The following is an 11,040-nucleotide window of genomic DNA, read 5'->3' as shown; positions in this document are numbered from 1 at the left end:
GCTGGTCGCCCTGAACAGCATGCTTCCTGCCGAGCAGCGGCACGCCTTGCTCACCGCGTTGGGTGACAGTGGCTCGGCACGCACCGAAGGCGGACCGCACCATGTCGGCGATTGAACCCACCGGCACCCAGCAGCAGGCCGCAGCGGGCATACGTGACGAGAACCTGCGCAATCTGATCAAGAGAGCTCTGCAGGATCAGGACCTCACCATGGGGCGTCTGGCCGACAGACTCGCGAGCCGCCGGCAGCTGACGAATTGGATGAGCGAGCCCGACCTCACTGAAGCCCCAGCAGCTGGAACGCGTGGGCCCAGCGTTACATCGTCCTCCACCCGGACACGCCGCTCCTGCTGGGCGGCAGGGACGGAGACGCTTTCCACGAGCAAGGTTGATGCCGGCGCTTGCGCACTTCGCCACAACGCTCCAGCAGCGGCCGGATGACCCGCGCCTGCAGGCACTGGAAGCGGAAGTTCTTGACTTCTCCCCCTCCTTCAGGAGGGGGAGAAGTCAAGTGTCCCGAACCACCGGAAGGAAGTGGCGATGCGCTGAACGGCAACGTTTCTCCAGAGCGGGCTCGGCTGGCGCGGATCCCCAGCGCCTTGCCGATCGACTCCGGTGACAGGTCGTCGGCCTGCGCGGCGCGGCCGGCTCCGTGTCCGACGTCTTTGGTGAGGCGTTCGAGCCTGGCCACTGCCTTCAGCGCGGCAACGGGTGCCTGTTCGGAGAGTCGGTTCAGCTCCTCCTCCAGCCGCTCATGGTCCCGCTGCACTCTGGGTGGGCTGGGGTGTCACTGGGCGTGCGGCGTACCTCAGCGGAGCACACAGGCGCCACGGTCTGAGCGCGGGAATCATCGGGCTCCTGCGTCGCTTTGATGGTCGGGCCAGCGGTAAGGGCGCCAGGTGAGGCCTTGATTGCTCGCGAGCACCCGCTTCTGACCGTGGCTTACCGACCGGTCGGCTTGGATCGGGCACGGCCATGAGCACCGCTCCAGGAGTTCCATCGGACCGTTGGTCCACCGGGCCGATCCGCTGCCGTTGCGGCCATGCCCGACCGCTCGGCTCCGCTGCTGTTCGCTGTCGTTGATGAAGCTCCTATAGACCGTCAAGTGGTCTGAAGGAGCTTCTTGGGCATGGGATTTGGGCGGGCGAGGTGTTGGTAGACCTCGCGGGCGATGAAGCGTTTGAGGCAGCGCAGGATGTCTCTTTTCGACATCCCTTCGGCGGTGCGGCGGTCGACGTAGTCCTTGGTGCGGTTGTCGTAGCGCATGCGGACCAGGGCGATCATGTGGAGGGCGTGGTTGGCCCGTCGGTCGCCGCCGCGGTTGAGGCGGTGTCGGTGGGTGCGGCCCGAGCTGGCGGGGACGGGTGCGGCCGCGCACAGGTGCGCGAAGGACGCTTCCGATTTCAGCCGGTCGGGGTTGTCGCCCGCGGTGATCAGGAGCTGGGCGGCGGTCTCGGTGCCCACTCCGGGCAGGGCGACCAGCGTGGGGGCGGCCTGGGCAACCAGGGGCTCCAGTTCGGCGTCGGCGTCGGCGATCTCCTCGCTGAGGTGCTGGTAACGGCGGGCCAGGCGTCGCAGGGCGGTGCGGACCGCGCAGGCCGGGTCGCTGGGGTCCGCGCCGGGGCGGGAACGGGCCAGGTGCCTGATCAGCTCGGCGGTGTGCAGGGTGCGCAGTCGTTCGCGGACGGGGCCGGGTGCGGTGACGATGAGGGTGCGGATCTGGTTGAGGGTCTGGGTGCGGGCCTTGACCGCGGAGCGGCGGACCACTCGCAGGGCTCGGATGGCCTCGACGATGCCGTCGCGGGTCTTCGGTGTCCCGCTGGCCCGGCCGGAGAGCACGGCGGTGGCGGCGGCGTAGGCGTCGATGGGGTCGGACTTGCCGTTTGCCCTGCGGACCCGCCGGTCGGGTCGGTCCACCTCGACGACGGTGACTGGTGCGTTCGCAGGACGCGAGTGAGCTGCGAGCCGTAGGCGCCGGTGCCCTCGACGCCGACAGCGATGACCTCGCCGTGCGAGCGCAGCCAGTTGAGCAGCCGGTGGTAGCCGTCGGGGGTGGTGGGGAAGGCCTGGGTGGCCAGGTGCCGGCCGATGGAGTCGATCACGGCGGCCTGGTGGAAGTCGGTGTGGGTGTCGACGCCGCCGACCACCGCTATTTGGTCTGCCATCCTGGTTCTTGCTGTCCTTCCGTGCGACGTGTGAGGGACGGCGCGCGCCGGTCGGGCGGCAGGACAAGACTGTGATGGGACCTTTGGCCGGGCTCCTATGAGGTCACAGACGCCCGACCGGCCGCGCGCGGAGCGGCACCGCCCAGGACGGCCGACAAATCATCAACAGGACAGCCGGACGGCGTCGGTCAGACGGAGAGTCAGGCCCCCAGGGCGGCACCACCGGCATCCTCACAGTCAGCCATGGATGTCACCGGCTACTGCACTTGAATGGGTGCTGTCGGGACAGGAGGGCACACGTGCGTGCTTGGCGGTACCCCGTGTAGATGCTGGTGCGGCTCGCGCGCCAAGATGTGCGCGTGACAGAGAGCGAAGCAGATCTGCTGACATTGCTGCGTGATCTTGATGATCCAGAGTGGCTGGAGCGGCCGCAGCGCTACAACCGCAGCGAACCCGCCGCCCTGTTCGGTCGCCTGACTACCCGGCTCGAAGGTGACTTCGTCCTGCGAGGCTGAGCAGGACGCTCAGGATTTCAGCGAGTACGGACGTATCGTCGTGCCCGGGGAAGCAACCGTGTGTGGGACCCGGATCGTCGTCTCCGTGAGCAAGTTCGGCTCCGTGGCATTGGCCTGTGCTGAGAACCCAGGAGCCTTCTTCGGTACCGGGGACGCCCCAGCCGAGGGCGAGCTGGACGCCGTCGATCTTGCCAAGGTCAATCGATCCTTGGTCGACCTCGGGTATACAGCGGTTCCCGAGGAGCTGCTGGAGCACGACTACGACGGCCGAGCCAGCTGCCCTGGCACGTTCAGCGGCCCAGCTGGTGGCATCGCTTCTTTGGCATTCTGACGATCACGCCCCGAGGATCAAGCTGGTGCCGACGAGGCAGCAGCCGTCGATCACGTGCGGTAGGTGCTGGAGTTTCTTGAGCCTGCTCTTGACCGAGCGGGTGATCTCGGCGAGGTTGGCGGCTGCAAGGTTGCCGATGTCGCGCTCAGGGAGCAGATGACCTCGGTCGGGTTGAGGTTCGGTGCGTGGGTGGGCAGCTGAACCACGGTGAGCCAGTCGGCGTTCGCGGCGATGAACTCGCGCAGCGGGCGGGTCAGGTGCAGCCGGACGTTCCAGCTCGGCGGCCCGATCTGCGCGCGCGGACGATCAGGTCGAGGAAGTCGCGCCAGCCGAAGCCCTTCGGCTGGTCCTTGCCGCCGGTGTATTCACGGACCGCGTAGAACAGCCGGGACCGTTCACCGGGCTTGTAGCAGGTCATGCCCGCGCCCGAGACCCGCCAGGAACCGCGGCCCCGCATCCGCACGACCGCCGTGCAGCCCCGACGTCCCCAGGTCCCGGCTCGCGGCAGAGTAAGGGACTGCCCGGCCTCGTCCTCGAAGACGACCGCGGCCTCGGTGCAGGACCGCGATGGTGCCCGACCCCTGCTCGCCCGACTGCGGCAGATCCACCACCGCATCACCTTGGTATGGGCCGACGGCGGATACGCTGGCAGGCTCGTGACCTGGGCAAAAGAGCGATGGAACCTCACAGTCGAGATCGTGAAACGCAGTGGCGAGGCCCACGGCTTCGTTGTCCTACCGAGAAGGTGGGTCGTTGAACGGACCCTGTCCTGGGTCTGCCGCAGACGACGATGCGTCCGCGACTACGAACGCCTGCCCGCCCACCACGAAGCCATGGTCAAGTGGGCAATGATCATCCTCATGACCCGCCGCCTCACCCGAGGAACAACACACCCCCACACCTCCCCGTGACCGGTTCTCAGTCAGGCACTGAGGCATTCGATGGTGACGGCGATCGCGACGCGTACACTCGGCGGCGGCCGCTGCGTCGGCCCAGGGATGATCGAAACCGTCTTGATCGAGGACACCTACTGGCGCGCCAGTCCGTGGCGGTCGGCCCAGGCGTTGATCGCCGCGGCCAGCTCCTCGGGGCGGTCCTCCGGGGAGTGGTGGCCGGCCAGGCCGTGGCGGGAGACCTCCAGGCCCGCGATGTTCTCCTCGCACCAGGCCACCGCCTCTTGGTCGGTCATCGCGCCTGGGCCCGGCTCGAACGCAGCGAGCAACTTGGGGACTTTGGGGCTGGCTTCCAACCAGGCGTCGTAGCGCTCGACGCGGGCGACGACGTCGGCGGGCTCGCCGTCCAGGGGCATCATGCGCGCCCATGCCAGGATCGGGCGGCGGCTCTCGGGGGTCGGGTAGGGGTGGCGGTAGGCGTCGAGGTCAGTGGGGTCGATCGGAGTGGCGACGGTGGCCGGCAACCCCTCGATGAAGAACGACTTCTCAAGGATCAGCTTTTCGCCCAGCCCAGGCGTCTTCAGCTGGGTGAACAGCTCCCGCCCCGCCGTCGGGAACTCGTCCCCGACGAGCGGCTTGACGATCGTCTCCGTGAAGGCCAGCCCGAGGACGCGGCCCGGGAGGCGAGCGGCACGGTCGAAGGCGAGCGCGCCGCCCCAGTCGTGGCCGATGAGGACGGCCTCGTCGAGGCCGAGGGCGTCGAACCAGGCATCGAGGTAGCGGGCGTGGTCGTCGAAGGAGTAGACGAGGTCGGGCTTGCCGGAGCCGCCCATGCCGATGAGGTCGGGGGCCAGCAGGCGGCGGCCGGGCGCGGCGATGCCAGGGAGGACGTTCCGCCACAGGTGGGAGGAGGTGGGGTTGCCGTGGAGGAAGACGAACGGCAGCCCGTTGGGGTCGCCGGACTCGCGGTAGTGAAGGGTGGACTTCAGCACGGGAAGGGTGGGCATCGCGGTGTCACTTCGCTTTCACTACGAGGGATTCAGAGGTTGAGGTGCAGGACGCGGTCGACGGCGATCTCGACGACGACCAGGTCCGGCGGGGCGGGCGGGGCCGCGCGGTAGCGGACGGTGTAGCGGCTGACCGCCTGGGCCAGGCGCGCGGGGTCGTCGGTGACGGCGGCCCTGCCTTCGAGGGTGACCCAGCGGAAGCCGTCCGCCTGGCAGAGCGCGACTCGGGCCGCCGAGCCGCCCGCCGCCACGTTCCGGGCCTTGCGGGCTCCCGCCCGGGTAGTCACCCGGGCCAGGCCGGTGGTCGCGTGAAGCGGACGGGGGTGACGTGCGGGGTGCCGTCGGGGCGAAGGATGGCGAACGTAGCCGTGTAGGGGCGAGTGAAGAACGCCTTGGTGGAAGCCGGGAGTCCGGCGGTCGCCCGGCTCACTTCTCCTTCACGCCCTCGTTCCAGATCAGCTTGGTGACGTTCGGTTTCACGGCCGTGGTGATGACGCCCATTGCCCTAGGGACGTACCGCCGCTCCTCCCATTCGCGCAACATGCTCACGGCAGGTCCACGCGGGCGGTGAAGACGCCGTCGGCGCTGGTCTCGACGGTGTGGTAGTCCGTGACGACGGGATGGTCGAAGAGTCCCGAGGGTCGGACGAGGGTCCAGGCAAGGCCCGTCTGACGGATCACGGCCTCCATGCGGCGCATGTCCTCGTGGAGGGTGCGGCCGAGGCGTCGGTCCACCAGCGGGTCGAGCACATGGTTGAAGAAGTGCGCACCGGTGAGGCGCCAGTTGGGGTCGGCGATGCTGGAGCTGACGACGAGCAGCCGCTTGATGCCGTGGCGGGCCATGGCCCCGGTGATGACGGTGGCGCTCGCCGAGTACGTGGTGATGGTCTCGTAGCTGAAACGCGCGGACAGGACGGCGTCACTCCCGCCGATCGCCGCGTCGACGGCCGCCGGGTCGGTGGCGTCGGCGAAGGCCACGGTGAGGCCGGGCCGTGCGGGGAGGGAGCCGGGGCGGCGGGTCACGGCGACGACCTCGTGGCCGGTTGCGAGGGCTTGTTCGCTGAGGTGGCGGCCGGTCGGTCCATTGGCGCCGACGACTGCGATACGCATGGTGTCGGGCATCCCTTCGTGTGGTTCCGGGAACGCCCTTGACTGTGCCGATCACGAAACGCAGGCTCAACGCTGATGAATAACGCCGTCCCTGCCCCTGCGCGCACCCGAGGCCGCCCCCGCGGCAACCCGCCGACCCGCGAGTCGATTGTCTCGGCGGCCCGTGCGCTGTTCCTGGAGCGCGGCTACCGGCGCACCACCCTGCGCGCGGTGGCCGGGGCCGCCGGGGTCGACCCGGCGGTGATCGCGTACCACTTCGGCTCGAAGAAGGGCCTGTTCGCAGACGTGATGCAGTTCCAGTGCGTCAATGCACTGGCGGTGGACGACGTCCTCGGCGGCGACCCGGCCACCCTCCCCGACCGCCTGATCGACGCGGTGACGGACCTGTGGGAGGACGCCGACTTCCTCCAGCTCACCACCCAGGGCGAACAGGCCGCCAAGGTGATCCGCGAATACCTGGAAGATGAGCTGCTGGCACGGCTTGTTGAATTTCTCGGCGGCCGGGACGCGACCGCCCGCGCCACGGCCGTGGTGACGATCCTCGGCGGCCTCATCTACACCCGCTACCTCAACCCCCTCCCCACCCCCGCCGTCCTCACCCCGTCCGAGACCCGCCACATCCTCACCCCGGCGCTGCGCGCGGCGCTGACCTCGAGGCCGCACACCGCGGCAACCACCAGAGCAGGCCGTCGGGGCTCGCCGACCTCCGGTGGAGGCGCCGTCCAGTCTTGACCACCTCAGCGCCTCCAGTGCGGCTACCCCTGTAGGTACTGAACTTGATCGGGTGATCTCGGGCCGGTTCGCCTGCGGGTGGTTGGCTGGCTGCGGTAGCCCTGTGGCGTGAGATACGCGCAGGGCGGCGGGCTGACCGACGCCGGGAGGGTTATGCGGGAGCCGATCCGGCTGGAGGCCGTGGAACGCTTCGGGCGCGGGGAGAAGAGCTGGGAGATCGCGGTCATTTTGCGGGTGAGCGAGCGGTCGGTGGAGCGGTGGCGTCGGGCCTGGCGTGAATGCGGCGAGGCTGGTGTCCTGTCGAAGGGCTCGCCCGGCCGCCCGAGACTCGGCCCCGCGCAGATCGCCAGGCTGGAGCGGGAACTGGAGCGCGGTCCGCTTACTCACGGGTGGGTGGGCCAGCGGTGGACGCTGGCGCGGGTGAAGACGCTGATCGGGCGGCTGTTCCGCGTCTCCTACACGGTGGAGGGCACGTGGCGGCTGCTCAAGCGGCACGGCTGGTCCTGGCAGCAGCCTGCGCGCCGGGCCATCGAACGTGACGACGAGGCGGTCGAGCTGTGGAAGAAGGAGGTCTGGCCGCGGGTAAGACCGCGGCGGAGTGCGGCGGCTGGATCGTGTTCGAGGACGAGGCCGGCCAGTCGATGACTCCGCCGCGCGCAAGGACCTGGGGCCGTCTCGGGCACACCCCGGTCGTCCGGGTACGCGGACGGGGTTCCGGCCGGGTCTCGATAGCGGGCATGACCTGTTACAGACCGGGCGAGCGGTCCCGGATGTTCTACGCGGTCGGCGACTGCAACGGGTGCAGGGACCAGCCCAAGGGCTTCGGCTGGCGCGACGTCCGTGACCTGCTCATCCGGGCCCGCATCCAGCTCGGCGGTCCGATCGTGCTGGTCTGGGACAACGTCCGCATCGACCTGACCGCCCCACTGCGGGAGTTCATCGCCGCGAACGCCGACTGGCTCACCGTCTTCCAACTGCCGCCGTATGCACCGGACCTGAACCCCCAGGAGGGCGTCTGGTCGCTGGTCAAACGCGACATCGGCAACCTCGCTGCAGCCGACCTGGGCCAGATCACCAGGGCCGTCAAGCACCGGCTCAAGCAGATCCAGTACCGCCCGGACCTGGTCGAGAGCTGCCTCACCGGCACCGGCCTGACCATGGATGGCTGACCGGCATCACCCATGTCACGTTCAGCATCCCAGGCAGGTTGTGGGCTCACTCCTCGACGGGCCCACGGCCGGTCACGTGCTGCGGCTCCACGCGTCGACTGTGGCGGCGGCCCAGGCCGTGACGCGTTCCGTGAACTCTTCGGCGGGGAACGTCCCGTCGCAGCGACATCTTCGATCGTCACAGAGAAACGGGGCGGCGGCGCGTCCCGTTGCGGCAGTGCTGCCTCGCAGGCGACTCGTGAAGGCATGCCCGTCACGAGATGGGAGTTGCCATCACGAGCCCGACCGGCAAGCCGGTTCACTTCGCTGAGGCCGCCTTCGAGATAGGTGTGCAGGAGCGCCCATGCCATCGCACCGCCGTCAGCGGGAAGCCGACTGGGGTGCTGGAACAGGAAGCAAGAGACCGAGACGCCGTGCAACGGCCCCCACGGTGCCTGCCGCTCATGGTCCAACGCGAGCAAGGCATGGAAAAGATCGCCACAGGATCGTGGGCCCACGGACACACCGCACTCCGCGCAGGATCCATGCTTCTCCTTGATCGTCGACGCGCAGCGTAGGACGTTCGCGACAGTCGCGCAGCTGAAATCCTGGCTGGCACCGACATCACACATTCAAGCTCCTTACGTTGTTGGTGGGTTGATTCCGGTCACTCGTAGGATCGGAAGGCCCTGGGGCACTGGGTGTGGCTGTCAAGCTCATGCCGCACGTGTGGCTTCTACTGATTGGCCGCCCGGTGCCCCGCGACGACTCGGCCACTGATTGGGATGCGCGCGAAGATCGCTTGGTAAGGACATGCTGGCGAGGTCGTCTGCTGGGACCAGGACCGGAACGACTTCGGAGGTGACCGTGCCCGAACTGTGGGCCGGAACGGATGCGGGCAAGGCCGAGCATCACTGCACAGTGATTGATACCAACGGGAAGTGGAGGCTCTCGAGGCGGGTCGCCAACGGCGAGAACGCACTGCTCCAGCTGATCGCGGATGTTCTCGCGTTGAGCGAGGGCGAGCCGGTGACCTGGGCAATCGACCTCAACGCCGGCGGGGCCGCGCTGATGATCGCCCTTCTCACCGACAACGGGCAGAGGGTCCTCTATATCCCAGGCCGCACCGTCCACCATGCCTCCGGGTCTTACCGGGGCGACGGGAAAACGGACGCGAAGGACGCGTTCGTCATCGCGGACCAGGCCCGCATGCGCCGCGACCTCCAAAGCATGCACCGTGGTGACGACATCGCGGTCGACCTGCGCATCCTCACTTCGCGCCGCCTGGACCTGGCCGCCGACCGCACGAGGGCGATCAACCGGCTGCGGGCCCAGATGCTGGAGTACTTCCCGGCCTTGGAGCGAGCCTTCGACTACAGCACCTCGAAGGGCTCGCTGGTGCTGCTGACCGGCTACCAGACCCCCGGCGCTCTGCGGCGGATCGGCAGGAACCGGCTCGCGGTCTGGCTGAAGAACCGCAAGGTCCGCAACTTCAACCTCGTTGCGGCCACCGCGGTCGAGGCTGCCGAGGCCCAGCACACCGCCGTTCCCGGGGAGAAGCCGGCCGCCGCCGTGGTGGCCAAGCTGGCCAGGGAGGTGATGGCCCTCGATGAGGAGATCGCTGAGACCGACGCCCTGATCGAGGGCCGGTTTCGCGACCACCCGCACGCCGGGGCCATCCTGAGCATGCCCGGCATCGGCCCCGTCCTCGGCGCCGAGTTCATCGCCCACACCGGCGGCGACATGAGCGTCTACGGCAGCTCCGACCGGCTCGCCGGCGTCGCGGGCCTCGCCCCCGTCCCCAAGGACTCGGGACGGATCAGTGGCAATATGCGCCGACCTCGTCGCTACTGCCGTCGCCTAATGCGGGTTTTCTACATGTCCGCAATGGTCGCGGCTCGATGCTGCCCCACCTCTAAGGCTTTCTACGAACGCAAGAGAGCCGAGGGGAAGAACCACAAGCAGGCCATCATCGCGCTCGCGCGCCGTCGCCTGAACGTCCTGTGGGCCCTCATACGCGACGGCCGAACCTTCGAGAGCACCCCACCACCAGGCACCATCCCCCTGGGCTGACGCTCACAGTGAGTCACCAACCCCGCTTGACAACCCCATTGGGAATCAGTAGCTGGGAAACAACAGCAGCAAACACAACCGGGGGTACGAAGCGGGAGCTCAAGAATATGAACTCTGTCAGGTGCGGGCGGCCTCCAGAGGTGAAGCAGGGCGGCGAGTCGCCGCGCAGGCTGCTACGGACCGGCCGCGAAGACCGGCCCCGCGTCAGGAGCGCACCTCGCCGTGCGTCAGTCCCACAGCTTGTACGTCACCTCGGCCGGAAGGTGGTCGGGCCTGTCGCCGGGGAAGCTGAGGTGGAGCTGCCCGTACCGCTGCTGATCAGGGTTCTTCCCCCACGCCTCCGGGCGCTCGAACCTGACGTTCACGGGGTACGAGTGGAATTTGCCCGCGGCGCAGTAGGGCTTGCAGTCGTTGACCACGTTCTGTCCGGTGCCCACGGCGGACGACGACCCCCACGACGACCACGTGAGTTCGTTCAACAGCCCTCCTGGTGCAGCAGGCTGGCAACGGTGTCCGCACCGACCCGGTGTCCCTGGCGGGTCAGCTCGGCCGCCAGCGTGCGGGTCGACTTGGTCGTCCACCGCAACGGCGACATCGGATCCCCGCGCTCGTCCGGCTCAACCAGACTCAACAGCGCAGACCGCAGTCCGGGATCGAGATCCGCGACGCGTTTGCGACCACCGCCCGGCCGCCGCACCCGTCCCGGCAGGGATTCGCCCGCCTCCAGGTCGGACATACCCCTGCGGACCGTTGTCTCGCTCACCCTGGCCGCCCGGGCAACGGCCCGGAGGCCGCCATGCCCCAGACTCCGGGCCTCCGCGGCCGTCAGCAACCGCCGCTGCCGCTCGTCCAGATGCGGGAACAACACCGCGAACTTCACAGCAAGTTGATCACGAGTCTCGTCCGGGATGCGCATACGACATCAACGAGACCCCACCCCCGAAGGCAACACCTTGATGATCGGCAGGCCCTTAGACGTCATCTCATTTGGCTATCTCGGTAGAGTGTTGTTCATGGTGGGAATCGTTGAGCGGTTGGTGCCGGACGAGTTGTGGGGGTTGTTCCAGC

Annotated in this window: 10 protein-coding genes and 5 pseudogenes; 6 read left to right on the top strand and 9 right to left on the bottom strand. The window is 68.5% G+C overall.

Annotated elements, in window-relative coordinates; translation table 11 throughout:
* Positions 1–1,100: 1,100 nt before the first annotated feature.
* Positions 1,101–2,164, bottom strand: a pseudogene (locus tag AC067Z_RS38005) (IS110 family RNA-guided transposase).
* A gap of 326 nt (positions 2,165–2,490) precedes the next feature.
* On the opposite strand from AC067Z_RS38005, the gene AC067Z_RS38000 reads away from it, so the two are divergent.
* Complete coding sequence (locus tag AC067Z_RS38000; RefSeq protein WP_478794219.1) at positions 2,491–2,679, top strand: hypothetical protein; 189 nt, start codon at positions 2,491–2,493, stop codon at positions 2,677–2,679.
* An 85-nt stretch (positions 2,680–2,764) separates the two neighbouring features.
* Positions 2,765–3,010, top strand: a complete 246-nt coding sequence (locus AC067Z_RS37995) for a hypothetical protein (RefSeq protein ID WP_478794218.1) — start codon at positions 2,765–2,767, stop codon at positions 3,008–3,010.
* Positions 3,011–3,013: 3 nt separating this feature from the next.
* Here the strand turns inward: AC067Z_RS37995 and AC067Z_RS37990 are convergent.
* A pseudogene (locus AC067Z_RS37990) lies at positions 3,014–3,590 on the bottom strand (IS630 family transposase); the annotation flags it as partial.
* Here AC067Z_RS37990 and AC067Z_RS37985 point away from each other — a divergent pair.
* Positions 3,481–3,921: a transposase gene (locus AC067Z_RS37985; protein WP_478794217.1), complete on the top strand. Its 441-nt coding sequence runs from the start codon at positions 3,481–3,483 to the stop codon at positions 3,919–3,921. The pseudogene AC067Z_RS37990 and the gene AC067Z_RS37985 sit on opposite strands and share 110 nt — an antisense overlap.
* Before the next feature lie 116 nt (positions 3,922–4,037).
* Here the strand turns inward: AC067Z_RS37985 and AC067Z_RS37980 are convergent, their stop codons facing one another.
* From AC067Z_RS37980 to AC067Z_RS37965, 4 genes and pseudogenes are all read right to left on the bottom strand, one after another.
* Complete coding sequence (locus tag AC067Z_RS37980) at positions 4,038–4,910, bottom strand: haloalkane dehalogenase (RefSeq protein WP_478794216.1); 873 nt, start codon at positions 4,908–4,910, stop codon at positions 4,038–4,040.
* 32 nt (positions 4,911–4,942) lie between these two features.
* Positions 4,943–5,340 (bottom strand): annotated as a pseudogene (locus AC067Z_RS37975) (pyridoxamine 5'-phosphate oxidase family protein).
* Positions 5,337–5,459: a hypothetical protein gene (locus tag AC067Z_RS37970; protein ID WP_478794215.1), complete on the bottom strand. Its 123-nt coding sequence runs from the start codon at positions 5,457–5,459 to the stop codon at positions 5,337–5,339. The pseudogene AC067Z_RS37975 and the gene AC067Z_RS37970 overlap by 4 nt, the downstream one beginning before the upstream one ends.
* Complete coding sequence (locus tag AC067Z_RS37965) at positions 5,456–6,019, bottom strand: NAD(P)-dependent oxidoreductase (RefSeq protein WP_478794214.1); 564 nt, start codon at positions 6,017–6,019, stop codon at positions 5,456–5,458. The genes AC067Z_RS37970 and AC067Z_RS37965 overlap by 4 nt, the downstream gene beginning before the upstream one ends.
* Positions 6,020–6,094: 75 nt before the next feature.
* Here AC067Z_RS37965 and AC067Z_RS37960 point away from each other — a divergent pair, with 75 nt between their 5' ends.
* A complete protein-coding gene (locus AC067Z_RS37960; protein ID WP_478794213.1) occupies positions 6,095–6,751 on the top strand; it encodes a TetR/AcrR family transcriptional regulator in 657 nt (218 codons plus the stop codon).
* Positions 6,752–6,859: 108 nt separating this feature from the next.
* Positions 6,860–7,920 (top strand): IS630 family transposase gene (locus tag AC067Z_RS37955; RefSeq protein ID WP_478794212.1). Its coding sequence is split into 2 segments (ribosomal slippage): positions 6,860–7,307 and positions 7,307–7,920, totalling 1,062 coding nucleotides; the frame shifts between segments, so codons are not numbered across the junction.
* Positions 7,921–8,126: 206 nt separating this feature from the next.
* On the opposite strand, the pseudogene AC067Z_RS37950 reads toward AC067Z_RS37955, so the two are convergent.
* Positions 8,127–8,531 (bottom strand): annotated as a pseudogene (locus AC067Z_RS37950) (DUF5946 family protein); the annotation flags it as partial.
* A 235-nt stretch (positions 8,532–8,766) separates the two neighbouring features.
* Between AC067Z_RS37950 and AC067Z_RS37945 the strand changes: the two are divergent.
* Positions 8,767–9,972: an IS110 family RNA-guided transposase gene (locus tag AC067Z_RS37945; protein WP_478794220.1), complete on the top strand. Its 1,206-nt coding sequence runs from the start codon at positions 8,767–8,769 to the stop codon at positions 9,970–9,972.
* Positions 9,973–10,199: 227 nt separating this feature from the next.
* On the opposite strand, the gene AC067Z_RS37940 is transcribed toward AC067Z_RS37945, so the two are convergent.
* Entirely contained in the window at positions 10,200–10,451 is a 252-nt protein-coding gene (locus AC067Z_RS37940) for a hypothetical protein (protein WP_478794211.1), read from the bottom strand.
* A gap of 2 nt (positions 10,452–10,453) precedes the next feature.
* Positions 10,454–10,888, bottom strand: a pseudogene (locus AC067Z_RS37935) (ISAzo13-like element transposase-related protein); the annotation flags it as partial.
* Positions 10,889–11,040: the final 152 nt, after the last annotated feature.

Source organism: Streptomyces sp. NPDC043812 (assembly GCF_056436245.1).
Note: the sequence above shows the minus strand (reverse complement) of the source record. Positions and strands in the feature narration are given on the sequence as shown.

Excerpts from the sequence above, each read along its gene's own strand:
- AC067Z_RS38000 (WP_478794219.1), top strand. The coding sequence starts at position 2,491 with ATGCTGGTGCGGCTCGCGCGCCAAGATGTGCGCGTGACAGAGAGCGAA.
- AC067Z_RS37980 (WP_478794216.1), bottom strand. The coding sequence starts at position 4,910 with ATGCCCACCCTTCCCGTGCTGAAGTCCACCCTTCACTACCGCGAGTCC.
- AC067Z_RS37965 (WP_478794214.1), bottom strand. The coding sequence starts at position 6,019 with ATGCGTATCGCAGTCGTCGGCGCCAATGGACCGACCGGCCGCCACCTC.
- AC067Z_RS37960 (WP_478794213.1), top strand. The coding sequence starts at position 6,095 with ATGAATAACGCCGTCCCTGCCCCTGCGCGCACCCGAGGCCGCCCCCGC.